The 25,474-nt window shown below is 70.6% G+C and carries 18 protein-coding genes; 9 read left to right on the top strand and 9 right to left on the bottom strand.

Translation table 11 applies throughout. From position 1 onward, the window contains the following. Nucleotides 1-46: 46 nt before the first annotated feature. Nucleotides 47-2,038, top strand: coding sequence for an SDR family oxidoreductase (locus D4739_RS13110; RefSeq protein ID WP_120061034.1), 1,992 nt, complete (start codon nucleotides 47-49; stop codon nucleotides 2,036-2,038). On the opposite strand, the gene D4739_RS13105 is transcribed toward D4739_RS13110, so the two are convergent. Further along, complete coding sequence (locus D4739_RS13105; RefSeq protein ID WP_120061033.1) at nucleotides 2,019-2,825, bottom strand: sulfurtransferase; 807 nt, start codon at nucleotides 2,823-2,825, stop codon at nucleotides 2,019-2,021. The genes D4739_RS13110 and D4739_RS13105 overlap by 20 nt on opposite strands. Here D4739_RS13105 and D4739_RS13100 point away from each other — a divergent pair. From D4739_RS13100 to D4739_RS13090, 3 genes are all read left to right on the top strand, one after another. Further along, nucleotides 2,824-3,513 (top strand): thymidine kinase, encoded by a 690-nt coding sequence (locus D4739_RS13100; RefSeq protein ID WP_220699293.1) that lies wholly within the window; start codon nucleotides 2,824-2,826, stop codon nucleotides 3,511-3,513. The genes D4739_RS13105 and D4739_RS13100 overlap by 2 nt on opposite strands. Nucleotides 3,514-3,623: 110 nt before the next feature. Then, nucleotides 3,624-4,088, top strand: coding sequence for a hypothetical protein (locus tag D4739_RS13095; protein ID WP_120061031.1), 465 nt, complete (start codon nucleotides 3,624-3,626; stop codon nucleotides 4,086-4,088). A gap of 4 nt (nucleotides 4,089-4,092) precedes the next feature. After that, nucleotides 4,093-5,556, top strand: a complete 1,464-nt coding sequence (locus tag D4739_RS13090) for a multicopper oxidase family protein (protein WP_120061030.1) — start codon at nucleotides 4,093-4,095, stop codon at nucleotides 5,554-5,556. Between the two features lie 9 nt (nucleotides 5,557-5,565). Here D4739_RS13090 and D4739_RS13085 read toward each other — a convergent pair whose 3' ends face one another. From D4739_RS13085 to D4739_RS13055, 7 genes are read right to left on the bottom strand one after another with little or no spacing between them, the layout of a single operon-like run. After that, on the bottom strand, nucleotides 5,566-6,684 hold the full coding sequence (locus tag D4739_RS13085) for an alkaline phosphatase family protein (RefSeq protein ID WP_120061029.1): 1,119 nt from the start codon (nucleotides 6,682-6,684) through the stop codon (nucleotides 5,566-5,568). After that, on the bottom strand, nucleotides 6,681-7,274 hold the full coding sequence (locus D4739_RS13080; RefSeq protein ID WP_120061028.1) for a DUF5998 family protein: 594 nt from the start codon (nucleotides 7,272-7,274) through the stop codon (nucleotides 6,681-6,683). Before D4739_RS13080 ends, D4739_RS13085 begins: the two co-directional genes overlap by 4 nt. A 47-nt stretch (nucleotides 7,275-7,321) precedes the next feature. After that, nucleotides 7,322-8,140, bottom strand: coding sequence for an ABC transporter ATP-binding protein (locus D4739_RS13075; RefSeq protein WP_120061027.1), 819 nt, complete (start codon nucleotides 8,138-8,140; stop codon nucleotides 7,322-7,324). Next, the gene (locus D4739_RS13070) at nucleotides 8,137-9,177 is read right to left on the bottom strand and encodes a FecCD family ABC transporter permease (RefSeq protein WP_120061026.1); all 1,041 of its coding nucleotides are present in this window, start codon (nucleotides 9,175-9,177) and stop codon (nucleotides 8,137-8,139) included. The genes D4739_RS13075 and D4739_RS13070 overlap by 4 nt, the downstream gene beginning before the upstream one ends. Further along, a complete protein-coding gene (locus D4739_RS13065) occupies nucleotides 9,174-10,217 on the bottom strand; it encodes a FecCD family ABC transporter permease (RefSeq protein ID WP_120061025.1) in 1,044 nt (347 codons plus the stop codon). The genes D4739_RS13070 and D4739_RS13065 overlap by 4 nt, the downstream gene beginning before the upstream one ends. Further along, complete coding sequence (locus D4739_RS13060; protein ID WP_120061024.1) at nucleotides 10,214-11,251, bottom strand: ABC transporter substrate-binding protein; 1,038 nt, start codon at nucleotides 11,249-11,251, stop codon at nucleotides 10,214-10,216. Before D4739_RS13060 ends, D4739_RS13065 begins: the two co-directional genes overlap by 4 nt. A 20-nt stretch (nucleotides 11,252-11,271) precedes the next feature. Continuing rightward, nucleotides 11,272-12,555 (bottom strand): MFS transporter, encoded by a 1,284-nt coding sequence (locus D4739_RS13055; RefSeq protein ID WP_147384920.1) that lies wholly within the window; start codon nucleotides 12,553-12,555, stop codon nucleotides 11,272-11,274. Nucleotides 12,556-12,664: 109 nt separating this feature from the next. On the opposite strand from D4739_RS13055, the gene D4739_RS13050 reads away from it, so the two are divergent. From D4739_RS13050 to D4739_RS13035, 4 genes are read left to right on the top strand one after another with little or no spacing between them, the layout of a single operon-like run. Further along, nucleotides 12,665-14,104 carry a pyridoxal phosphate-dependent decarboxylase family protein gene (locus D4739_RS13050; RefSeq protein WP_120061022.1) on the top strand — a complete coding sequence of 480 codons (1,440 nt, stop codon included), beginning with the start codon at nucleotides 12,665-12,667 and terminating at the stop codon, nucleotides 14,102-14,104. After that, nucleotides 14,101-15,456 carry a lysine N(6)-hydroxylase/L-ornithine N(5)-oxygenase family protein gene (locus tag D4739_RS13045; protein ID WP_120061021.1) on the top strand — a complete coding sequence of 452 codons (1,356 nt, stop codon included), beginning with the start codon at nucleotides 14,101-14,103 and terminating at the stop codon, nucleotides 15,454-15,456. Before D4739_RS13050 ends, D4739_RS13045 begins: the two co-directional genes overlap by 4 nt. Further along, on the top strand, nucleotides 15,453-17,750 hold the full coding sequence (locus tag D4739_RS13040; RefSeq protein WP_120061020.1) for a GNAT family N-acetyltransferase: 2,298 nt from the start codon (nucleotides 15,453-15,455) through the stop codon (nucleotides 17,748-17,750). The genes D4739_RS13045 and D4739_RS13040 overlap by 4 nt, the downstream gene beginning before the upstream one ends. Beyond that, nucleotides 17,747-20,188: a GNAT family N-acetyltransferase gene (locus D4739_RS13035; protein WP_120061019.1), complete on the top strand. Its 2,442-nt coding sequence runs from the start codon at nucleotides 17,747-17,749 to the stop codon at nucleotides 20,186-20,188. The genes D4739_RS13040 and D4739_RS13035 overlap by 4 nt, the downstream gene beginning before the upstream one ends. Before the next feature lie 3 nt (nucleotides 20,189-20,191). Here D4739_RS13035 and D4739_RS13030 read toward each other — a convergent pair whose 3' ends face one another. Next, on the bottom strand, nucleotides 20,192-22,888 hold the full coding sequence (locus D4739_RS13030; RefSeq protein WP_120061018.1) for a bifunctional acetate--CoA ligase family protein/GNAT family N-acetyltransferase: 2,697 nt from the start codon (nucleotides 22,886-22,888) through the stop codon (nucleotides 20,192-20,194). 106 nt (nucleotides 22,889-22,994) lie between these two features. Here D4739_RS13030 and D4739_RS13025 point away from each other — a divergent pair, with 106 nt between their 5' ends. Continuing rightward, on the top strand, nucleotides 22,995-25,472 hold the full coding sequence (locus tag D4739_RS13025) for a DNA gyrase/topoisomerase IV subunit A (protein ID WP_120061017.1): 2,478 nt from the start codon (nucleotides 22,995-22,997) through the stop codon (nucleotides 25,470-25,472). Nucleotides 25,473-25,474 lie beyond the last annotated feature (2 nt).

Genomic DNA, 25,474 nt, shown 5'->3' with positions numbered 1-25,474 from the left:
CGGTCACGCCCTGTTCAGCCGGAGGCGGCGGGTCTAGCCTCCGAGGATGTCCTACTTCGTCACCGGTGCGACCGGTTTCATCGGCCGGCGGCTGGTGCAGGAGCTGCTGAACAACCGCCAGGGCGACATCTTCGTCCTCACACGTGCGAGCTCGATCCCGCGCATGGAGGTCCTGCTCGACGGCTGGGGATCCGACCGGGTGAAGCTCGTGGTGGGCGACCTCGCCCAGCCCGCGCTGGGGGTCGACCCCGCCTGGGTCGGGGATCATCGCGGCACCATCAGGCACTTCTTCCACCTCGCGGCGATGTACGACATGACCGCGGACGAGCGCACCAACGAGGTGCTGAACATCGATGGCACCCGCCACGCCCTCGAGCTCGCGACGGACATCGACGCCGGCTGCTTCCACCAGGTCTCCTCCGTCGCGGCGTCCGGTGAGTTCCACGGGCGCTTCACCGAGGCGATGTTCGACGAGGGCCAGGTGCTGCCCTCGCCCTACCACCGCACGAAGTTCGAGTCCGAGAAGATCGTGCGGGAGGAGTCACCCATCCCGTGGCGGGTCTACCGCCCCGCGATCGTGGTCGGCGACTCGACGACCGGCGAGATGGACAAGATCGACGGTCCCTACTACTTCTTCGCGCTGATCAAGCGGATCCGCGACAGCGTCCCCGGCTGGGTGCCGCTGGTCGGCATCGACCTGGGCGACACCAACGTGGTCCCGGTGGACTACGTCGCGCAGGCGATGGAGCACCTTGCGCACCTCCCCGGGCACGACGGGCAGGCCTTCCACCTGGTCAACCCGGAGCCGCAGTCGGTCATCGGGCTGGTCAACTCGATCTGCCGTGCGGCCGGGTCTCCCCAGTTCGCGACGCCGGTCACGCGGCGTACGTTCTCGCGGCTGCCGAAGCCGCTGCACCCGGGCACGATCGCGACCGCGCTGCTCAAGCTGAAGCCCGTCGTCGCACTGCTCGACCAGACCACCGGCCGGGTCGGCATCCCAGGTGAGGTGCTGGCCCACACCGCGTTCCACACCGTCTACGACTCCCGGGCCACCCAGCTCGCGCTCGCGGCCTCGGGCATCGAGCTGCCGCCGCTGGACGACTACATCCGCACGCTCTGGACCTACTGGGAGGAGCAGCTCGACACCTCCACCGCCGACGACCGCGCCAACCGCAAGGCCCTGCGGGGCAAGTACGTCGTGATCACCGGCGCCTCCTCCGGCATCGGGCTCGTGACGGCCCACAAGGTGGCGCAGTGCGGTGGCATCCCGGTGCTCGTGGCGCGCGGCAAGGAGAAGCTCGAGGAGACCAAGCGGGCGATCGAGCTCCGTGGCGGCAAGGCGCTGGTCTACCCCTGCGACCTCTCGGACCTCGACGCGATCGACGCGCTCTGCAAGCAGCTCTCCGACGAGCTGCCGCAGGTCGACTTCCTGGTCAACAACGCCGGGCGCTCGATCCGCCGCTCACTGAAGCTGTCGCAGGACCGGTTCCACGACTTCGAGCGCACGATGCAGCTCAACTACTTCGGCGCGATCCGGCTGGTGATGGGCCTGATCCCGAAGATGCGCGAGCACCGGTTCGGCCACGTCGTGAACATCTCCTCGATCGGCGTCCAGACCAACCCACCGCGCTTCTCGGCGTACGTCGCGTCGAAGGCGGCGCTCGACGCGTGGAGCAACGTGGTCTCGTCCGAGCTCGTCGGTGAGGGCATCAGCTTCACCAACATCCACATGCCGCTGGTGCGGACGCCGATGATCGCGCCGACCAAGCTCTACGACAAGTTCCCGACCATCTCGCCGGCCCAGGCGGCCGACCGGGTGATCCGCGGGTTGGTGCAGCGGCCGTTCGAGATCAACACGATGGCCGGCAACGTCGGCGAGGTCGCGCACACCTTCATGCCGCGCGCGGCGTTCCGCGTGCTCAACCTCGCCTACCAGGTCTTCCCGGACTCGGCGGCCGCGAAGGGTGCCTCAGCCGATGCCGGCAAGGAGTCAGAGCAGGCGATGCTCGCCAAGGTCTTCAAGGGCGTGCACTGGTGATCCAGCCGCTCCAGCTTCCCGGGTAGAGCGCGGCGCTCACGCCGATCAGCTCGAGGGCGAGCACGTCGTGGCAGGCTGTGACCCCGCTGCCGCAGTACGCCGCGACGGATGCGTCCGGATCCACTGCGCCCACCTCGGCGTACACCTCGCAGAGCTCGCGCGGGTCGCGGAAGTGGCCGTGGTTGTCGAGGTTGCGGGCGGTCGGCACATTGACCGCGCCCGGGATGTGGCCGGCGACCGGGTCGATCGGCTCGTGCTCACCGCGATAGCGCTCGGGGGCCCGGGCGTCGATCAGCACGTCGACCTCGGTCACGGTGCCGGGTCCCACGACGGGCATGGAGCCCGGAGCTCCGTGGAAGTCGCCGGCCTCGGTGACGGGAGTGCCCCTCTCGACCGAACCACCTGCTGCCTGCCAGGCCGCCCAGCCACCGTCGAGCACCCGCACGTCACGGTGGCCGTAGTGGCGCAGCAGCCACCAGGCGCGCGCTGCAGCGTGGCCGGCCCAGTCGTCGTACGCGACGACGGGGCCTTCGAGGGTCACTCCCGCCTTCTGCATCGCCGCGACGAACACGGTCGGGTCCGGGAGTGGGTGACGCCCACGGGGGCCGGGCGGAGCAGCGAGCGCGCCGTCCAGGTCGACGTACGCCGCGCCGGGGACGTGGCCCGCGGCGTACTCGTGCGGGCCGGCGGGGCCGCCTGTCCGGTAACGCACGTCGAGCAGCACCGGGGGCATCGCTCCGGCCAGCAGCTCCTGGAGCTCAGTGGCACTGATCAAGGGTCCGCTCATGCTTCCAGTCTGCCTCGCTGGCAGAATCCCTCCCGTGGCTGAACTCCATTTCTTCACCGGGACCATGGACTCGGGGAAGTCGACCCTCGCGCTGCAGACGAACCACAACCACGCCGCGCGCGGTCGGGTCGGCCGGATCTTCACGACCCACGACCGTGCCGGCGAGGCGACGCTGTCCTCACGGCTGGGACTGACCCACGAGGCGCTCGAGGTCGCGGACGGATTCGACTTCTGGACCTATGTCGTCCAGTCGCTCACCCAGGGTGGGCGGATCGACTACCTGATCTGCGACGAGGCCCAGTTCTACTCGGCAGCCCAGATCGAGCAGCTCGCCAAGATCGTCGACGAGCTGCAGATCGACGTCTTCGCGTTCGGCATCCTCACTGACTTCCGCTCGCAGCTCTTCCCCGGCTCGGCGCGGCTGGTCGAGCTGGCCGACCGGATGAACGTGCTCCAGGTCGAGGCCCTGTGCTGGTGCGGCAAGCGCGCCACCCACAACGCCCGCACCGAGGACGGCGTCATGGTCGTCGAGGGTGACCAGGTGATGGTGGGCGATGTCGAGGCCGCCGGCGAGGCGCCGGCACACGTCGCCTACGAGGTGCTGTGCCGCCAGCACCACCGCCGCGGGCTGACGGCTGCGCGCGCGAAGGCGGTCTCGCTGGCTCCGGAGCCGCTCCCCTTTGGGTGACCTTCGGCCTTCGGTGACCCCAGCACGCCCCTAGGCCCGATCGGGTCATGTCGGGCTCCGGTGAGGACGAGCAACATGGGAATGTTGTTCGAACCGCTGGAGGAGGCGGCATGCGAAAGGCCTATCAGGTCCTCGCGTTCCTCATCGCACTCGAAGTCGTCGTCCAGGCCACCGCGATCGCCTGGGGCTTCTTCGGATTCGGTGTCTGGATCGACGAGGGCAACACGTTCTCCAAGGCACAGCTCGACTGTCGCGACTGCCCGTGGAACTTCACGGCGGAGCGTGGCTTCATGATCCACGGAATCAACGGATTCATGATCGTCCCGCTGCTGTCGCTGATCTTCCTGATCGTGTCGTTCTTCGCCAAGGTGCCCCGGGGCGTCTGGTGGGCATTCGCGGTGTTCGTCCTCGTCATGCTGCAGTCGCAGGTCCTCCCTGGCCTCGCGCGCGACGTCGACCCTGCATTCGGCGCACTCCACGGGCTGAACGCACTCGTCCTCTTCGCCGCTGCGGTCATGGCCGGCAAACGGGTCAGGTCGGCCACGACCGAGCAGCAGGACCTGGTCAACGCGTGACCTGATGAAGGTCGCATCCGGCCGGACCCGCCTGCTCGTCGCATGCGGGGCGACGCTGGCGCTCCTTCTACCGCTGGCGTGGTCGTGGTGGTCGAGCCTGCTTCCGGCCACCTATGACGTCGCCTCGATGGGCTACGTCGACACCGGTGGCGGGCCCGGTCCGGTCGGACACGGCGTTCCCGGGAGCCATGGCGAGCACGGCAGCGGCAAGGGCGACCGTGCGGTCGCAGACCTGATCGAGGACCCGGCCCGGCCGGCCGATGTCCGGTTCACGCTGACCGTCACCCAGCAGGGCGACCGGATCCTGGTCAACGGCACCTCGCCGGGCCCCGTCCTCCGGGTGACGCAGGGGCAGCTGATCGAGGCGACCCTGGTCAACTCGAGCGTCCGGGGCGGCACGACGCTGCACTGGCACGGCGTCGACGTCCCGAACGCGATGGACGGTGTCGCGGGTGTCACCCAGGACGCCGTGCCCCCGGGCGAGCGGTTCGTCTACCGCTTCGTCGCGGACCGCGCGGGCACCTACTGGTACCACGCCCACCAGCTCTCCCACGTGCAGGTGCGGCAGGGCCTGCTGGGGGCGCTGGTCGTCGAGCCGACGCATCCGAGCGGGCCGGCGACGCAGGACCTGGTCGCCGTCCTGCACCAGTACGACGGCAAGCCGACGCTCAACGGCGCTCCCGCGCTCCACGCCGACGTGGCTCCGGGCGAGGAGGTCCGGGTTCGGCTCGTCAACACCGACAACACGCAGGCCTCGGTCTGGGTCACCGGCGCGCCCTACCGCGTTCTGGCGGTCGACGGCACGGACCTCAACGGGCCTACGGAGGTGAGCGGCAGGTGGATCGGTGTGACCGCCGGAGGCCGCATCGACCTGGGCGTCGTCGTCCCTCCGGACGGCGTCCGGATCGATGTCGACGGCACGACAGTGATCACCCTGGGCAGCTCACCTGCGCCCGCCGTCGTACCAGCGCAGCCGCGGCAGGAGCTCGACCTGCTGGACTACGGCACACCGGCCGAGCCCGGGATCGACGTCAGCGACCCGGAGCGTCGGTTCGAGTACGAGATCGGACGTCGCCTCGGCTTCCTCGACGGCCGGCCGGGCCGGTGGTGGACCATCAACGGCCACCTCTTCCCCGACATCCCCATGTTCCACGTCGAGGAGGGCGACGTCGCCGTCGTGCACATCGTCAACCGGAGCGGCGAGACCCACCCGATGCACCTCCACGGGCATCGCGCCCTGGTGCTGTCCCGTGATGGCGAACCCACCACAGGCAGCCCGTGGTGGATCGACAGCCTCGAGGTGGGGACGGGCGAGGAGTTCGAGATCGCCTTCGTCGCCGACAACCCCGGGATCTGGATGGACCACTGCCACAACCTGCCCCACGCGGCCGAGGGCCTGATCGCGCACCTGATGTACGGCGGCGTGCGGTCGTCCTACCGGCTCGGGGGCGGCAACGAGCCGGAGTAGTGCGGCGGGTCAGGCGATCAGGATCGGGATCAGCATCTCGTCGCGGGTGAGCGAACCGTGCAGGCCGACCATCGTGTGCTCCCTCGGGAAGTCCCGCGTGGAGAAGACCGCGAAGTCGTCGTGGCAGGCGATCATCACGTCGCCCAGCCGCAGCCCGACGGCCGGGTCGACCTCGCCGAACCAGCCCTTCGCCACGGCCTCCGGCCGCGTGAGCACGGTGGCGCGGCTGCCGATCACGGCTCGCCAGGCCGCGGCGACGTCGTCAACGGCACCCGACCGGCAGTAGAGGTGGCGGAAGCGTGCCTCTCCCCCCACCAGAGCGATGCCCTGGCGCAGCTCGGGGTGGTCGTCGAGCTCGAGGCGCGAGGCGCGCGGGGAGTCGACCATGCCGTGGTCGGCCAGGACGAGCAGCCGGACGGAGGGCGGCAGCGCGTCGCGCAGGTCTTCGGCGAACTCATCGACGGCCTGGAGCTCGAGCAGCCACTCGGTCGAGGCGACACCGTGCTGGTGACCGGTCTTGTCGAGGTCGCCGTCGTAGACGTAGGTCAGCGACGGAGCCGTGCCCGCGGCCTCCAGGACCGCGGCGAAGCGCTCCTCGGCGTTGTCCGCGCCGACGTAGGCCGATCCGCGGTGGCCGGCAACGGTCAGGCCCGAGGTGGCGAACGCGCGCTTGTTGATCGAAGTGACCCGCACGCCGGCGGCCGAGAGCCGCGCGAACGCGGTCTGGTGCGGCTGCCACAGCGTCGGGTCGACGTCGCGGTCCCACTGCAGGTGGTTGAGCAGCTCACCGGTCTCCGGGACGCGCGCGGTGTAGCCGACCAACCCGTGCTGGCCCGGGGTCAGCCCGGTGCCCAGTGACGTGAGCGACGTGGCCGTGGTCGACGGCACGCCGGAGGTGCCGGGCGAACCCGCCAGCGAGGCGAGGAAGGGCGCCGCGTAGGAGTAGCGGTTGAGCAGCTCCTGGCCGAGGCCGTCGATCAGGAAGACGACGTACGCCGGGGCGTCGGGCAGCACGAGGGTGCCCGCCAGATGGCGCTCGACCCCGAGCGCGGCAGCGATCGCCGGGACGACATCGCCGAGGGTGCGCTGGTGATAGGCGGGCTCGACGAAGGCTCCGCCGTCCGTCAACGCGTGCCCTGGGTGTGCGCCGAGAGCGAGGCGGCGAAGCCGAGCAGTGCGTCGACGGCGTGCTGGCCCTCGGCGGCTGCCGAGACCCGCAGCGAGAAGTCGTCGCTCGCGAGCACGCCCGTGTAGCCGTGGTCGGCATCGCAGTTGGGGTCCGCACAGCCGGCGGGCTCGAGGTCGAGACGACCGACGCCACCCCAGCCGATCGTGAGCACGGCCTCGACCGGCGGCTGGGCGCCCTTGGTCGGGTTGGTGACCATGCGCGTGACGACGACGGACTTCACTCCGCTGAGCGCGATCGCCTCGCTGGAGGTCGACGTGTAGGGCTGCGGGAGCAGGTCGTCACCGGCGTGCTCGTCGGTGTGCGCCAGGATCAGCCGGCTCGGCGTGAGGACCGCGACGGTGATGTGTCGGCGTACCTCGTCGTGCTCGATGGTCGGCTCGTGGTGGACGTAGAAGTCCACGATCTCCTCACCGGCGACGGCGGTCGCGACGCCGTCGAAGACGACCTCGGGGTAGTAACCGGCCTTGTCGATCGCCCGCTTCAGGTCCGCGAGGTCACCCGTCGGCTCGGTGGTGCTGGTTCTGCGCATGATCCGAGTCTGTCACGCCGCCGCAGGACGACGTGCGTCGTGTCGGGTCACTGGTGGTGCCGTCCGAGCGGCACGACGAGCGGGGTGTGCGAGACCGGGTCGACGATGACCTGCGACTCGAGGCCGAAGACATCGCGCACGAGCTCCGGCGTCACGACCTCAGACGGTGTGCCGGACGCGACGACGCGTCCCTCGCGTAGCGCGACCAGATGGTCGGCATAACGCCCGGCGAGGTTGAGGTCGTGCAGCACCATGACGACCGTCGCGCCGCGGGCGGCGTTCAGATCGACCAGGAGGTCGAGCACCTCGACCTGGTGCGCCACGTCGAGGTACGTCGTCGGCTCGTCCAGCAGGAGCAGGTCGGTCTCCTGGGCGAGCGCCATCGCGATCCACACGCGCTGGCGCTGGCCGCCGGAGAGCTCGTCGACCGGCCGGCGGGCCAGGTCGAGCGTGTCGGTCATCTCGAGGGCGCGCGCGACGGCGGCGTCGTCCTCGGCCGACCAGCGGCGGAAGGGACCGTGGTGCGGGTGCCGGCCGCGACCGACGAGGTCCACGACGGTGAGGCCCTCGGGGGCAACGGGGTTCTGCGGCAACAGGCCGAGGCGGCGCGCGACCTCCTTGCTGGGCTGCTCGTGGATCGAGCGTCCGTCGAGGAGCACGGCCCCGGTCGAGGGCTTGAGCAGCCGGGCCAGGCCGCGCAGCAGCGTCGACTTGCCGCAGCCGTTGGCACCGACGATCACCGTCACCTTGCCGTCGGGGACAGCGAGATCGAGGTCGTGCACGACGGGCCGGTCGGCGTAGCCGAGCGAGAGCGTGGAGGTGACAAGGCGGGGGGTGGTCACCACGGGGCTCAGGGTGTCAGTCATCGGGCGCTCCTTCCAGCACGACCCGTGGCCAGCAGCCACAGGAGGAACGGTGCGCCGAGCGCACCGGTGATCACGCCGACGGGATAGTTCACGTCGGCGAAGAGGTAGTCGGCGGGGTATTCCGCAGCGACCACGATGAGCGCGCCAGTGAGGCCCGCGCCGACCAGCGTGCGGCGCCCGCCGTTGAGCGCGCGGGCGATCGGCGCAGCGAGGAAGGCCACGAACGACACGGGACCGGCGACGGCGACACCGAGCGCGACCAGGAGCACCGCGAGCAGCAGGACCGCATCCGTGCGCCGCGGGCCGACACCGAGCCCCGTGGCGAGGTCGGGGCCGAGCTCGGCGATGCCGATGCTCCTGACCAGGGCTGCCGTGAGCGGGAGCAGGATCAGCAGGCCCACGCTGACGAGCTGGATCTGTTCCCACGTCGCCTCGCTGACCGAGCCGGTGAGCCAGCGCAGCGCGATGTGCGCGTCGTACTCGTCGGCGCGGGTGAAGAGGTACTGGATGAAGCCCTGCAACGCGACGGTCGCTCCGACACCGGCCAGGATCAGCTTGTTGCCCGAGCCGCCGACCAGTCGGACCACGACGGCCATGAGGATCGCTCCCCCCGCACCCCACAGCGCCACCTCGACGCCCTCGGCGTTCAGCTCGACGAAGGCGAACGTGGCCGCTGCGCTGGCGCCCATCCCGACACCGATGACGTCCGGTGAGGCCAACGGGTTGCGCAGCGCTCCCTGGAAGATGGCGCCGGCGACACCGAACGCGAGGCCGACCAGCACGGCCAGGACCGCCCGCGGCAGCTTCGTCTCCATCAGGATGAAGGTTGCGGTCGGGATCTGCTTGTCCTGGAAGACGATCGCGACCGCGTCGGGGATCGTGAAGCTGTAGTCCCCGAGCAGGACCCGGGCGAGGAACGCTCCGGTCGTGGCCAGGGAGAGACCGAGCCAGACGAGCAACAGCCGGCGCCGCGGGAGGCGGCGCGCAGCCCGCACGGTCGCCGCATGCTCGGCGGGCACAGGGGCGAGCGTGGTCATGAGCGAACCCCTGATCCGCGGCGGATCATCACGAAGAAGACAGGTACGCCGACGAGCGCGGTCATGATGCCGACCTGCACCTCGGTGGGAGGCGCGATGACGCGGCCGACGGTGTCGGCGACGATCACGAGCACCGCCCCCCAGCCGAGCGTGAGCGGCAGCAGGCGACCGTGGCTGGAGCCGACCGTCGCCCGCACCGCGTGCGGCACGATCAGGCCGACGAACGCGATCGGTCCGGCCGCTGCCGTGGCCGAACCGGCGAGCAGCACGACGGCGAGGCCGACGACGAGGCGGTCGCGCAGCACGTTGCGACCCAGGCCACGGGCCAGGTCGTCACCGAGCGCGAGCATGTCGAGAAGCCGGATTCCGGCAAGGCCCAGCACGATGCCGAGCAGCAGCGTCGGGCCGACGGTGAGCAGGGCGTCGTAGCCGGCACCGAGACCGCCGACCATCCAGAACCGCAGCTTGTCGAAGCGCGCCTGGTCGGCCAGCAGGATCGCGGTCGTCCAGCTGTTCAGGGCCGCGGAGACCGCAGCGCCGGCGATGACGATCCGTCCCGGGGTCGCAGCGCCACCGCCCAGGGTCGCGAGGACGTGAACCGCGACCGCGGAGATCGCCGCACCGAGGAAGGAGAACCAGAGGTAGCCCGAGAGCGTGCCGATGCTGAAGACGGCGACGGCGAGGACCATGCCGGTCGTCGCACCCCAGGTGATGCCGAGCAGGCCGGGGTCGGCGAGCGGGTTGCGGGTCAGTCCCTGTAGCAGCGCTCCTGACAGGGCGAGAGCCGCGCCGACCGCACAGCCGGTCACGGTCCGCTCGAAGCGGGCGGCCGCGACGGCGTACGACGGGTGCTCGGGGTCGAGGGCGGCCCACGGGGCGACGACTCCCACGGAGCCGACGGAGACCGAGAAGAGGAACGCCACGAAGGCCACGGCTGCGAGCACGGCGATGGCCTTCACGGGGACGACCCGGGTAGGTCGCGGGGCACCCCCGGAGGGGTGCCCCGCGCTCGCCCCGGGCAGGGCGAGGTCGTGCGTCACTTGTCCTCGAGCGCCTTCTCGAGCTCGGGCAGCAGGTGGTCGACCATGTACGGCAGCGACAGCGCGGTGGCGACGTCGAGGGCATACGCGGTCGAGTGGTCGGGGAGGTCCCACCACACGGTGCCGGCGGCGAACGCCGGGATCTTCGCGATGAGCTTGTCCTTGCTGATCTGGTCGGCCTCGGCCTGTGACTCGGCAGTCACCAGCGCGAGGTCGGCGTCCATCGTGCCCGCACGCTCGGCGGAGACGGAGGCGTAGGCCTCACCCTTGGTGGCCTTCTCGACCCACTCGGGCATGACCAGGCCGACCTCTTCCAGCACGGTGCCGCGGCTGTCGGCGTACACGCCGACGGAGGAGGTGTCGGTGGGGTCGATCCAGGAGACGAAGGCCGACTTGCCCTGGAGGTCGTCGTACTCCTCCTTGGCCTCCTCGAACTTCTCCTTGACATCGGCCTCGACCTCGTCAGCGATCTTGTTGCGGCCCAGCGCCTGACCGACGATGTCCAGGCTCTCGGTCCAGGTCGTCATCCAGGGCTTGCCCGGCATCGCGACGACCGGGACACCCAGCTTGGAGAGCTTGTCGTACTCCGCCTTGGTCATGCCGGAGTTCGTGGCGAGGATCAGGTCGGGCTGGAGCTTCGCGATGTCGGCGACCGCGCCGGCGATGGCGTTGGTGGTGTCATCGATGCGGGTCGGTGCCTGGGCGCCGTCGATCTCGGCGAGGGCCTCGTCGAACCAGAGGGTCGAGCCCTCCTTGGTGCCGCCCCACGAGTTGTTGGAGGCACCCACCGGCACGACGCCCAGGGAGAGGACGACGTCGGCGTCGGACCAGCCAAGGGCCACGACGCGCGTGGGCTCGGACTCGATGGTGGTCTCGCCGTAGGCGTGCTTCACCGTCGTCGGGAAGGCGCCCGCCTCGGCCTTGGTCAGGCCGGCAGCAGCGGTCTCGTCGCTCTTCTCGGCGGTGGATCCCGTGGAGCAGGCCGACGCCGCGAGGGCAACGGCCGCAGCGGCGGCAGTCAGTCGGAGGTTCATTCGTCCGCTTTCGTAGGAAGTTAGGATTGCCTTACCTTAGTCACATGCCTCGGGCGTTCGTCCAGCGGTCCGCACTGTGATCCGCGTCGCGCAGGAAGACCGTCCTCCTCGGGCGTCAGCCGCCGCCGCAAGGAGGCGAGCAGGAGCGCTGACAACAACGTGCCGCCCACGACGACGGCGACCCACGTTCCCCCATGGCCGTGACCGATCAGGACACCGGCGATCGCCGGCCCGAAGACCTGCCCGAGGGTCCAGACCAGGCCGAGAGCGGCGTTGTAGCGGCCCCGGAGGTGGGCCGGAGCAAGCGTGTTGACCAGGCCGGTGGCGACCGGCGCCCACAGCGTCTCCCCGAGGCCGAAGACTCCCAGCCCGATGACGACCGCCGCGATTGCCCACCAGCCCGGCACTGCAGCAGAGAGGCCGACGACCACCCAGGCGACGGACCAGGTCGCGACAGCGAAGGCGAGCACCGCCGTGCGGCGCCGGTGCGCCGTCAGCTGCAGGACGAGCAGCTGGCTGGCCACGATCACGAGCGTGTTGGCCGCGAATCCCCACCCGAGCACCTGGGCCGGCAGCCCGGCCACCTCCACGACGTACGCCGATGCGCCGGCCTCGAACTGGCCGTACCCGAAGGTGACCGCCAGGACGCCGCAGGCCAGCAGCGCCATCACGCGACGGTCGGCGACCACCTCGCGCCACCCACCCTCGAGGCACTGCTCTCCCGACGGGGTCCGCCCGACCCCACGTGGCAACGTCGCCAGGACGACCGCATAGACCAGGTAGCTGCACGCGTCGGCGACGTAGAGGACCTGGAAGGACCCGAGGCGCGAGACGTCGATCAGCGCGGCCCCCACGACGCCACCGAGCCCCAGGCCGGCGTTGACCGCGAGGAAGACGAGGCCGTAGACGCCCTCGCGACGCTCGGGAGCCACCACGAGGGCGAGCAGGGCCGTCGTGCCCGGCCACAGCGGCGCGGCGCCGACGACGAGTCCGGCGAGTGCCAGCATGACCGGCACGATCTCGTCGACGAAGCCCAGGGATCCCACCGACACGACCTCGACCCCCAGCCCGCACATCATGACGAGCCGGGGTCCGAAGCGATCCATGAGCGAGCCGAGGGCCGGCGCCACGACAACACCGACGAGCCCGATCCAGGCAAAGAGCCAGCCGGTCGTCGACGGGCCGAGGTCCCGCACGTGGGCGAGATAGACGTAGAGGAACGGCATCGTCAGGCCGTTGCCGATCGCGGAGACCGCGAAGCCGAGAAGCACCCGCCGGTCAAGGCGGGAAGGGGCCGGAGCCACGGTGTGACGGTCCTCTCGTCGCAGGGGGTGTCGACCATCGACACCTTCGTGAGTAAGGTAAGCCTTACTTAGGTGTGCCTAACTTAATCTACTGCCTCGGGAGGACCCCATGACCGCCCCCTCGTTCGACCAGCTCTTCCATCCGGACAACGCCGGTCGCTACACGACGGCGATGACCGACGGACTGCGCCTGCTGCTCGAGCAGCTCGCCAGGATCGACCGTCCGGTCACCGGCCTCTCCCCCGAGGTCGCGGCCAAGCCGGTCCTCGACGTCGACCTCGACCGTCCGCTCGGTGACACGAGCGCGGCGCTCGCCGAGATCCGTGAGCTCTGGCTCGACGACACCGTCTACTTCCACGACACGAAGTACGCCGCCCACCTGAACTGCCCCGTCGTGATCCCGGCACTGGTCGCGGAGCTCTTCATGGCCGCCATCAACACCTCGATGGACACCTTCGACCAGTCGGTCGGCGGCACCTTCATGGAGCGCCACCTCATCGACTGGACCGCTGCCCGCGCGGGCTACCCCGAGGGCCTGCGGGATGGCATCTTCACCAGCGGCGGCAGCCAGTCCAACCTCCAGGCGCTCCTGCTTGCCCGCGGCGAGGCCCAGCTCCGTGGGGTCCCCCTGGAGAAGCTCCGCTTCTTCACGTCCGCCGACTGCCACTTCTCGATCGCGAAGTCCGCGCGCCTGCTCGGCATGGGCGACGCGGCCGCGGTCGCCGTTCCGACCGATGGCAGCCGCAGGATGGACGTCGACGAACTCGAGCGGATGCTGGCCGACTGCGTCGCCGACGGCCTGGTCCCCGCCGCCGTCGTCGCGACCGCGGGCACGACCGACTTCGGCGTCATCGACCCGCTGGACCGGATCGCGAACGCCTGCAGCAGGTACGGCGCGTGGTTCCACATCGACGCGGCGTACGGCGGCGGCCTGCTCGCCTCACCGAGGTACCGCCACCTCCTCGACGGCATCGAACGCTCCGACTCGGTCACGATTGACTTCCACAAGTCGTGGTACCAGCCGGTCTCTTCGAGCGCCCTCATCGTGCGCGACCTGGCCTCCATGCAGCACGCGTCGTGGTACGCCGACTACCTGAACCCCAAGGAGTCGGAGAACCCCAACCAGGTCGACAAGTCCCTCCAGACCACACGCCGCTTCGATGCCGTGAAGCTCTGGATGACACTGCGCGTGATGGGCCCCGACGGCCTCGGCGCCTGCTTCGACGCCGCGATCGACCTGGCCCGCGAGGTCCACGACCGCCTTGCCCTCATGCCGGACATCGAGACCATCGCTCGGTCACAGCTCTCGACCGTGGTGTTCCGCTACACCAATGCAGCCCTGGACGAGGAGACGCTCGGCGAGCTGAACCGCCGGATCCGTTCCGAGCTCTGGTCGTCGGGCCGCGCCGTCGTCGCCGCCACCAAGGTCGACGGCCGTCAGTTCCTCAAGTTCACCCTGCTCAACCCGCTGGCCACCCCGGAGGAGATCCTCGACATCGTCGAGGACGTCCGGGCACTCGGTCGCGCCGTCATGGAGGTCGCCCGATGACGACGTCGACCCGCACCCACGACCTCGTCGGCATCGGCCTGGGTCCGTTCAACCTCGGTCTCGCCGCACTCGCCGAGCCCCTTGCGCAGGCGGGAGAGCTCGACGTCGTCTTCCTCGAGGCCCGCGACGGGTTCAACTGGCACCCCGGACTGATGTTCGAAGATGCGACCCTCCAGGTGCCGTTCCTGGCCGACGTCGTCTCGCTCGCGGACCCGACCTCGCGCTTCTCGTTCCTCAACTGGCTCAAGCAGACCGGGCGCCTCTACGCGTTCTACATCCGCGAGAGCTTCCTCCCGCACCGCCGGGAGTACAACCAGTACTGCCAGTGGGTCGCCGACCAGCTCGCAGCGGCCGGCCGGATCCGCTTCGGCTTCGGGGTGTCCTCGGTGGAGCACGACGGCTCGTCCTACGTCGTCACCTCCGCGAACGGCGATGTGGTGCGGGGTCGCCGGCTGGCGCTCGGCACGGGCTCCGCGCCGTACCTCCCGGAGTGCTCGCGCGACGCCGTCGCCGCGCAGGCGGCCGGCCCGGCGCTGCACGCGGCCGACTACCTCACCCGCCGCGACGAGGTGCTCGCGCGCGAGAGCATCACCGTCGTCGGCAGCGGCCAGTCCGCCGCCGAGGTCTACCTCGACCTGCTCACCGCACAACCTGACCACGGCTATCACCTGACCTGGGTGACCCGGAGCCCGCGGTTCTTCCCGATGGAGTACACCAAGCTCACGCTCGAGATGACCTCGCCGGAGTACACCGCGTACTTCCAGGGCCTCGATGACACGACCCGCGCGCGGCTGCTGACGTCGCACCAGCAGCTCTACAAGGGCATCAGCAGCGACACGGTCAACGCGATCCACGACCTGCTCTACACGCGCTCGATCGACGGGAGCGCGGCCACCACGCTGCTGACCGCGAGCGAGCTGACCGGGATGACCCCGACCGACGGCGACTCGGCATACCGCCTCGAGCTCACCCATACCGAGACCGGGGAGCACTACGCGTTCAGCAGCGGCGCTGTCGTCCTCTCGACCGGCTACCGGACGGGCCTGCCGGAGTTCCTCGAACCCGTGCGCGACCGGCTGCGGCTCGACGATCGAGGCCGGTACGCCGCGTCTGCGACGTACGCCGTCGACAGGACGGGGCGCGAGGTCTTCGTGCAGAACGGCGAGGAGCACACCCACGGCTTCGTGGCTCCGGATCTCGGCATGGGCGCCTACCGCAACTCGGTGATCCTGGCCTCCGTGCTGGGCCGCGAGGTCTACCCGATCGAGAAGCGGGTCGCGTTCCAGGAGTTCGGGGTGCCGGACAGGTTCCGGATCGGCCACGACCGGAGTGAGCGGGAGGCAGGCCAGTGAGGATCACCATCGAACCCCTCGACGTCGAGACCCACGTCGGCGCGCTGCACCGCTGGGTGACCCACCCGCGATCGGTCTACTGGGGCATGCTCGCCGCGACCGCGGCGGACGTGGCTGCGGAGTACCACCGCATCGCCGAGCACCCGCACCACGACGCGTGGCTGGGCCGCGTCGACGGCGCCCCGGCGTTCCTGGTCGAGACCTACGACCCTGCGCGCAGCGATCTCGCCGGACTCACGCACCTGATCGATGACCTCGCGGACGGCGACCTCGGCATGCACGTGCTGATCGGGCCGACGTCGGGAGAACCGGTGGCCGGATACACGACGGCTGTCTTCCGCGCCGTCATGGAGCACTGCTTCAGCGATGCAGCGGTCCGTCGTGTCGTCGTCGAGCCGGATGCCCGCAACGAGGCGATCCGCCGCAAGAACACCGATGCCGGCTTCACCGAGCTCCGCGAGATCCCGTTGGCCGGCAAGACCGCAATGCTCTCCGTGTGCACCCGCGCCGCCTTCGCGGCGACCTCGCCGGCCGGTCACCTGTCACCGGAGAACCTCGAGCGGGCCGAGCGGGCCCTGGTCGCCAAGGCGATCGCGGAGTTCGCCCACGAGCGGCTCCTGGCACCGGTGACAACGGGCGGGGCCGGGTTCGCGCTGCACGGGCCGGTGTCGACGTACAGCTTCTGTGCCCGGAGGTTCGCACTGGACCACTGGGTCGTGGATGCCGGGTCGCTGATCCGCCGCGCCGACGGTGTCGAGGCGCCACTCGACGCCCAGGCGTTCATCGTCGAGTTCGCACCGGTGCTCGGGATCCCGCCGCAGCTGCTGCCGACGTACCTCGAGGAGATCGCGGCCACGCTCGCCTCGTCCTGCTGGAAGATCGCGCACCAGCGGCTCACCGCCGCCGAGCTGGTCGACGCGGACCAGCAGACCGTCGAGGGAGCGATGAGCGAGGGTCACCCGGCGTTCGTCGCCAACAACGGTCGGATCGGCTTCGACATCGAGGACCACGCGCGCTGGGCTCCCGAGACGTCGAACGACCTGCGGCTGCTGTGGCTGGCGGTCCGTCGTGACCAGTCCCACCTGTCGCTGGGGCGCGGAGTGTCCGAGGAGGCGCTCTACGCGGCCGAGCTGGGTGGCGCGACGCTGGCGCGGTTCGCCTCGCGCCTCGCGGTGCTCGGGCTCGAGGCCGACGACTACCGCTACCTGCCCGTGCACCCGTGGCAGTGGCGCCACAAGCTCGCGATCACCTTCGCGCCCGACGTCGCCCGACGACACCTGGTGCTGCTCGGCGAGGGCGAGGACGAGCACCGTCCGCAGCAGTCGATCCGGACCTACTTCAACACCAGTCGGCCGGAGCGGCACTACGTGAAGACCGCGCTGTCGATCCAGAACATGGGCTTCATGCGCGGGCTCTCCCCTGCCTACATGCGGGCGACTCCGGCGATCAACGACTGGGTCGCCGACCTCGTCGAGGGCGACGTGGAGCTCAAGGAGCGGGGCTTCGGAGTGCTGCGCGAGCTGGCCGCGATCGGGTGGACCGGTGACGTGTTCCACGGCCTGTCGGACCCCTCGGCGTACCGGAAGATGGTGGCTGCGCTGTGGCGCGAGTCGCCCGTGCCGCGCCTGGCACCCGGCGAGAGGGCGGCCACCATGGCGGCACTGCTGCACCGCGACCACGCCGGCGCCTCGTACGCCGCGGAGCTCGTCCGCGCGTCCGGGATCCCCGCCCGAGCCTGGGTGCGGACCTATCTCGACGCCTACCTGCGGCCGGTCGTGCACTGCCTGCTCGCGCACGACCTCGCGTTCATGCCGCACGGCGAGAACCTGATCATGGTGCTGCGTGACCATGTCCCCGTGCGCATGTTCATGAAGGACATCGGCGAGGAGATCGCGGTCATCGGTGACCGGCCACTGCCGCCCGAGGTCGCGCGGGTCCGCGCGGACGTGCCCTTCGAGGACCTGTCGCTGCCGGTGCACACCGATGTGTTCGACGGCTTCCTCCGCTACCTGGCCGCCATCCTCGACGACGAGGGCGTCCTGCCGGAGGCGGCGTTCTGGGCGGAGGCACGGGCCTGCATCGCCGACCACGCCGCGGACCACCCGGAGCTGGCAGAGGCTGCTGCACGCTACGACTTCCTGCGGGCGGAGTTCCGGCACTCGTGCCTCAACCGCCTGCAGCTGCGCAACACGCTGCAGATGGTCGACATCACCGACCAGTCGGAGTCGCTGATGTTCGCCGGCACGCTCGTCAACCCTGTTGCAGGTCCGGTGGCTGGGCCGGTCGAAGGGTGACCGTCTTCCGCGACCCGTGGGGCATCCCGCACATCCGGGCGTCGTCGCTCGGAGACCTCGCCTTCGAGCAGGGCCAGGTCACCGCGCGCGACCGGGCCTGGCAGCTGGAGATCGAGCGGCTCCGCGGCGAGGGCCGCACCGCCGAGCTGCTCGGTCCGGCAGGTGTCGAGTGGGACGTGTTCGCGCGCCGCACCCGGCTCGAGGCGATCGCGCAGACTGCCTGGTCACGTCTCGACACGCACACCCGCGACTTCCTCGCGGCGTACGTCGACGGGGTCAACACCGCCTTCGACGAGGGCGCAACCGGCGTCGAGCTGGAGGCACTGGGCGCCTCTCCCGGAGCGTGGCAGCCGTGGACGCCGCTGGCGGTGTTCCAGGTGCAGCACGTCCTGTTCGGCTCGTTCCCGTCGAAGCTGTTCCACGCCCGCGCGCGCGACGTCCTCGGCGAGGACGCGGACCTGTTCCGGACCGAGGGGCTGGCCGGCGGCAGCAACGCGTACGCCGTGGGCGGCGGCCGCACCACGTCCGGCGCTCCGCTCGTGGCGGGCGACCCACATCGGGTCTTCGAGGCGCCGAACGTCTACCTCCAGGTGAGGCTGGCCTGCACGGACAGCCTGCACGGCTTCGACGTGGTCGGGCTCACCTTCCCGGGTGTTCCCGGCGTCCAGCACTTCGGGCACGCCGGGTCGGTCGCCTGGGCTGTCACGAACGCGGTGGCCGACTACCAGGACCTGCACCCGCTCTCGCCCTCGGAGTCGGTGACCCGGGAGACGCAGACCATCGTCGTACGCGATGCCGCTCCGGTGCAGATCGACGTGCTGAGCACGGCGCGCGGTCCGGTCGTCCTCGGCGACCCCTCCGACGGGACGGCGCTCGTGCTCCAGACTCCCGCGCACGATCTCGGCGACCTCGGGTTCGGCGCGCTGTTGCCCCTGCTCCGCTCCCGGACCGTCGCCGACGTCGACGCCGCCCTCGAGCACTGGGTGGAGCCGGTGAACAACGTGGTCATCGCTGACAGCGCGGGGCGCGTCCTGCACAGGGTGGCTGGTGTCGTCCCGGTCCGCTCCGATGCCGGTGACTGGGCGGGGTGGGTCTCCGGCCTGCCCCGGACCGAGGTGGCGCCTGACGGAGCCTTCGTCACCGCCAACGAGCGCGGCGGCGCGGCGTACGACGTGCTGGGCCGCGACTTCGCTCCTCCATTCCGCGCCGACCGAATCCGGGAGCTCCTCTCCGCGGCACCGGCGCTCGATGCCACCTCGGCCGCGGAGGTGCTCGCGGACGTCCAGCAGACGCAGCTGGCCGGACTCCTCGACCTCGTCCCGGCGGAGCTCCGGCCGGCCTGGGGCGGCGCGATGGACGGGTCCCCGGGCGCAGCATGGTTCGCAGGGTTGCGTGAGCGGGTGGTCGATGCGATCTGCGCCGCCCCTCAGCTCTCTCCGTTGAGGGAGCCTTCGCCGCACGGGCCGCTCTTCGAGCCGTGGTCCTCGCTCCCGGGCCGCGTCGCCGCCTCCCTTCACGTCCTCGTCGAGCACGGCACGCCCTTCGGCATCGATCTCGCGCCGGTCGTCAGGGAGTGTGCGGCCGAGCTCGCCACAGAGCACGCCAGGGCGAGCTGGCCGGAGCGGCATCGCTTCCACCCCCTGCACGCGCTGGAGCAGTTCGGGCTGCCCCACGAGCGCACGTCACCGTCAACACCCCTGGCGGGCGACGGCGACACCGTCCGGGCGGCCAGCTGGCTGCCCGGCACCGGGGTCTGCGTTCGTGGCTCGGTGGCCCGTTACGCGTGGGACCTCGCAGACCGTTCACACAGCCGTTGGGTCGTGCCTCTGGGCATCTCGGGCGACCCCTCGGATCCCCACCACGCCGACCAGCACGCCACCTGGGCGTGCGGCGGCACCTTGCCCCTGGTCACTGACTGGGCGCAGCTCACCGAGGAGACCCCCGTGTCCATCACCCACCGCGACCTCGACCCCGTCGCCGACCTCGACCTGCTCCACGGCTGGGTCACCGAGCCCCGCGCCGTCTACTGGGGCATGCTCGACAAGCCGCGCGAGGAGGTCGGCGAGATCTACGCGTGGATCCAGGACCAGCCGCACCTCGCGGCGTACGTGCTCCAGATCGACGGCCTTCCGGTCGGGCTGTTCCAGACCTGGGATCCGGGGGTCGACGAGCTCGGTGAGTTCTACGACCGCGAGCCGGGCGACCTCGGCGTCCACCTGTTCCTCGCGGACACGGCCATCCGCGCGGGCCACACGATGGAGGTCACCTGCTACATCAGGGACACCCTCTTCGACCGGCCCGAGGTGGCACGGCTCGTCGTCGAACCGGATGCCGCCAACACTGCCTCGATCGACCTGTTCCGCCGCGTGGGATTCGTCGACGGCCCGCAGGTCGACCTGCCGAACAAGGTCGCCCAGTTCGCCTTCCTGCAACCGTGAGCCTCAGTCGCTGAGGGTGTCACCGGGGTGCGGGTTGAGCCGTCGGGCGAACCAGTCGGAGCGCTGGTCGGTCAACGGCTCGACTCGGGCGGTCGCCGTGAGCACGGGGGCACCCTCACGACCGGCCATGACCAGGGGCAGGGCGACTGCCTGCAGCTGCGTCAGGTCGTTCTTCAGACGCGCGATCCGCAGGGCCAGGTCCTCGATGCGGTCCACGTCGACGACCTCGCTGCCGCGGTAGCCGAAGAGCATCGGCGAGCCCTTGATCTCGCGGGTCATCGCGCGTGCGTCGTGCACGCTCAGCGGCGGGATGCGGTAGGCACGGTCGCCGAGGAGCTCCGAGAGCGGACCGGCGATGCCGAAGGAGACGACGGGTCCGAAGAGCGGGTCCTCCTCGGCGGCGATGCTGACGGGCACACCGGGCTTCGCGGTCGGCTGCACGACGAAACCCGCCTCGTCCGGGCGGTCGATGATCGCCCGGAGTGCCGTCCAGGCGTGCTGCATGTCGCCCGCGTCGCCGATGTTGCGCCAGACGTGGGCCAGGTCGGGTCGGTGCCGGAACCGCTCGGCGGTCGCCTTGAGCACGACGTCCCAGCCGAACTCCTCGCCGGCCGCCAGCGCCTCCTCGATCGTGAAGACGGGGCGCTGGGGCCAGAGGTCGATGCCATAGGCGTCGAGCAGCTCGCGGAGCTCGTCGTACTGCAGCTCGCGACCGCGCGGCGAGGTGCGCAGGACGCCCTCGATCACGGCGCGCCCGCGGTCCGGGTCGACGTCGAGCTCGGCGACGTCGGTCTGCGGGGTGCGCAGCCACAGGGCGTACTCGACGACCTGGGCGAGCGCGCGCACGGCCGCCTCCACCGCCGGGTACGACGGCACCGAGCCGCGCCCCGCGGTGGCTCCCGCGACGTCGGGGACCCGCAGCAGCTCGGGAACACCCTCCGCGCCGAGGAACGTCGAGACCAGCGGCTTGTCGGACTGCTCACCGACCGCGGCCAACACGTTGGCGACCTCGACGCCGGTGGTGTTGAGGGGCGGGATGTAGACCGCGACGACCGCGTCGACGGCAGGGTCGTCGATGGCCCGGTCGAGCGCGTCCTCGAAGTCCTCCGCACCCGCATCGGCACCGAGCTCGACGGACTTGCTCACCACCAGGCCCGCGGAGGCGGCCGCGTCGGCGGCGAGCAGGCCGAGCGCGTCGGAGTTTCCGACGATCGCGACCCGGCGACCGGCCGGGAGCGGCTGGTGCGCGAGCAGCTGGGCGACGTCGAACATCTCGTCCAGGGTGTCGACCTGGATCACGCCGGCCTGCCGGAACATCGCATCGATCGCACCGCTCGGTGCGGCGAAGGTCCGGACCGCATGGCCCATCGGCACGCCCTGCGTGCTTCGCCCGGAACGCACGGCGATGACCGGCTTGCGGCGGCTGACGCGGCGCGCGACGCGGGAGAACTTGCGCGGGTTTCCGATGGACTCCAGGTACAGCAGGACCACCTCGGTGGAGTCGTCCTCCTCCCAGTACTGCAGGAGGTCGTTGCCGGACACGTCGGCGCGGTTGCCCGCCGAGACGAACGTCGACAGGCCGAGGCCCCGGTTGTTGACCTTCTCGAGGATCGCCGAGCCGAGCGCACCGGACTGGCAGAAGAAGCCCGCGCGACCACGCGCCGGCATCAGCGGCGACAGCGAGGCGTTGAGCCGCACCTCGGGGTCGGTGTTGATCACACCGAGGCAGTTGGGCCCGATCAGTCGCAGCCCGTAGGAGCGGGCGAGACCGACGAGCTTGCGCTGCCGACGGCGTCCCTCCTCCCCCGTCTCGGCGAAGCCGGACGAGATGACGACCAGGCCCTTGACGCCCTTGGCCGCGCAGTCGAGCACGACGTCGTGGACCGCGGTCGCGGGCACCGCGATGATCGCGAGGTCCACCTGGTCGGGGATGTCGGACACGCTGGAGTACGCCGGGAGGCCGCTGACCGCCTCGGCGGCCGGGTTCACGGCGTACACGCGGCCGGTGAAGTCGCCGGTGACGAGGTTGCGGACCAGGGCCTGTCCGATGGTGTCCTGGCGGCGGCTGGCGCCGATGACCGCGACCGAGCGTGCCGCGAAGAACTGGGCGATCGATGCCGCCTCGGCACGGTGCTCGCGCGCCGACATCACGCCGATGGCCATCGTGGTCGGGTCGATCGAGAACTCGAGGCTCATCACGCCGTGCTGCACACCGCCGGCCACCTGGTAGCCGGCCGCCTCCAGCGTGGCGATCATCCGCTTGTTGTCGGGCAGGACCTCGGCGACGAAGCGGCGTACGCCGACCTCACGGCCGGCCTGGGCGAGGTGCTCCAGCAGGATCTGCGCGATGCCGCGGCCCTGGTGCCGGTCCTCGACGAGGAACGCGACCTCCGCCTCCCCCGGCTCGATCACGTCGAAGCGCCCGACCGCGATGATCCGGTCGGCGAGCTCGAGGATGAAGGCGACGCGGCCGGTGTGGTCGACCTCCGTGAAGCGCTTGAGGTCGCGCTGGGAGAGCTTCGGCATGGGCGCGAAGAAGCGGTAGTACTTCGACGCGTCGGACACCCGCGCGTAGAACTCGACGATCCGCGGAGCGTCCTCCGGCCGGATCGGACGGATGTGCGCAGTGCCCCCGTCAAGCAGCAGGACATCGGCTTCCCAGTGGCGGGGCGGCGCGGGAACCTGCTGGGCGTCGGTCACGGCAGCAATCTATCGGTCCACCGTGACGAGCAGGTTGCACCAGCCCAGGCCGACCATGCGGCGTGCCACGTCCTGATCCACGCGGCGTACCGGGGAGAATGCGCGCATGGCCCGACGCACCACCCCACCACCGCTGCCCGACGACTTCGAGGAGCACATCCTCGACATCGATGTCCGGGACGAGATGCGCTCCTCGTTCCTCGAGTACGCCTACTCCGTCATCTACGCGCGGGCACTGCCCGACGCGCGTGACGGGCTCAAGCCCGTGCAGCGACGGATCCTCTACACGATGCAGGACATGGGCCTGCGGCCCGACCGTGGCCACGTTAAGTCGGCCCGCGTCGTCGGCGAGGTCATGGGTCGGTTGCACCCGCACGGCGACTCCGCGATCTACGACGCGATGGTGCGCATGGCGCAGCCGTGGTCGATGCGCGTCCCGTTCATCGACGGCCACGGAAACTTCGGCTCGCCCGACAACGGCCCGGCCGCAATGCGATACACCGAGGCCCGGATGAGCCCTGCGGCCCTCGCGATGACCGCATCCATCGACGAGGACACCGTCGACTTCAAGCCCAACTACGACAGCCGCGAGACCGAGCCGACCGTGCTCCCGTCCGCGCTGCCCAACCTGGTGGTCAACGGCACCACCGGCATCGCGGTCGGCATGGCCACGAACATGGCGCCCCACAACCTGGTCGAGACGGTCCAGGCGCTGCGCCACCTGATCACCCACCCCAAGGCCACCGTCGACGACCTGATGCGCTTCATCCCGGGTCCCGACCTGCCCACCGGCGGCAAGATCATCGGCCTCGACGGCATCCGCGACGCCTACGAGAGCGGGCGCGGAAGCTTCCGCATGCGGGCCACCGCACGCATCGAGACGATGGGCCGCAAGAAGGGCATCGTCGTCACCGAGATGCCCTACAACGTCGGCATCGAGAAGGTCGTCGAGCGGATCAAGACCCTGGTCCAGGCCAAGAAGCTCCAGGGGATCTCCGACATCAAGGACCTCTCCGACATGGCGAACCCGACGCGCCTCGTCATCGAGGTCAAGAACGGCTTCCACCCCGAGGCGATCCTCGAACAGCTCTACAAGATGACCCCGCTCGAGGAGTCGTTCTCGATCAACGCGGTCTGCCTGGTCGAGGGACAGCCGCGCACGCTCGGCCTCAAGGAGCTGCTCGATGTCTTCCTCGGGCACCGCTTCGAGGTCGTGCGCCGCCGCTCGGCGTACCGGCGCAGGAAGGCGGCGGACAAGCTGCACCTGGTCGAGGGCCTCTTGATCGCGATCCTCGACATCGACGAGGTGATCCAGGTGATCCGCACCTCCGACAACGCCGCGGGCGCCAAGGAGCGCTTGATCGACATCTTCGAGCTCTCGGAGGTGCAGGCCGAGTACATCCTCGACATGGCGCTGCGCCGGCTGACGAAGTTCAGCAAGCTCGAGCTGGAGAAGGAGCAGGAGGACCTGCGCCGCACGATCGAGGAGCTCGACGCGATCCTCGGCGACGAGAAGCTGCTCCGCAAGGTGGTCTCCGACGAGCTGGCCGAGGTCGCGAAGACCTTCGGCACCCCGCGTCGCACCGTGCTTCTGGAGTCGGCCGGAGCTCCGGTCACGAGCGCCGTGCCACTCGAGGTCGCGGACGACCCGTGCTTCGTCTACCTCTCCTCGTCCGGCCTGCTGGCCCGCACCACGACCGTCGACCCGCCGGGGGATGGCGGGGGGCGCGCCAAGCACGACGTGGTCGTCTCGGCGGTCCGGGCAACGGCCCGCGGCGACATCGGTGCGCTCACCAACCGCGGCCGGGTCATCAAGATCGGCGTGCTCGACCTCCCGACGCTGCCCTCGACCGCCAACGACCCGCACCTCAACGGAGGTGCCCCGGTCAGCGAGTTCATCTCGCTCGACGCCGGCGAGCGGGTGCTCGGGCTCACGTCGTTCGCGGAGAACAGCCTGGGGCTCGCGGTCGGCACGAAGCAGGGCATCGTGAAGCGGGTCAACCCCGAGTACCTCGCGGCCAAGGACGACTGGGAGTTCATCTCGCTGAAGGACGGAGACGAGGTGGTCGGCGCCCTCGAGCTGACCTCCCGCACCGAGACGCTGTGCTTCATCAGCAGCACCGCACAGCTCCTGCACTTCGCCGCCGAGGGGGTGCGTCCCCAGGGCCGCTCGGGCGGCGGCATCGCTGGCATCCGCCTCGCCGACGACGAGTACGTCGCGTGGTTCGGCGCCGTGTCCGACGACGCGGTGGTCGTGACCTCGTCCGGTTCCTCGACCGCGCTCCCGGGCACCGAGTCCGGATCGGTCAAGGTCACCCCGTTCACCGAGTACCCGCCCAAGGGCCGCGGCACCGGCGGCGTGCGCTGCCACCGTTTCCTCAAGGGCGAGGACGTGCTGGTCTTCGCGTGGGCCGGTGAGGCCCCGGCGCGTGCGGCCGCGGCCAGCGGTTCGCCGGTCGACCTGCCGTCCCCCGACGGCAAGCGCGACGGGTCGGGTGTGCCCGCGGCCCAGCCGATCGTCGCGTGCGCGGCACCCGTGGTCGTGCAGCTCGGGCCGCTCGAGCCCACCCCTGTGGGAGGCTGACG

The organism is Nocardioides cavernaquae (assembly GCF_003600895.1).
GTDB lineage: Bacteria > Actinomycetota > Actinomycetes > Propionibacteriales > Nocardioidaceae > Nocardioides > Nocardioides cavernaquae.
This window is presented reverse-complemented; position numbering and strand designations above follow the sequence as displayed.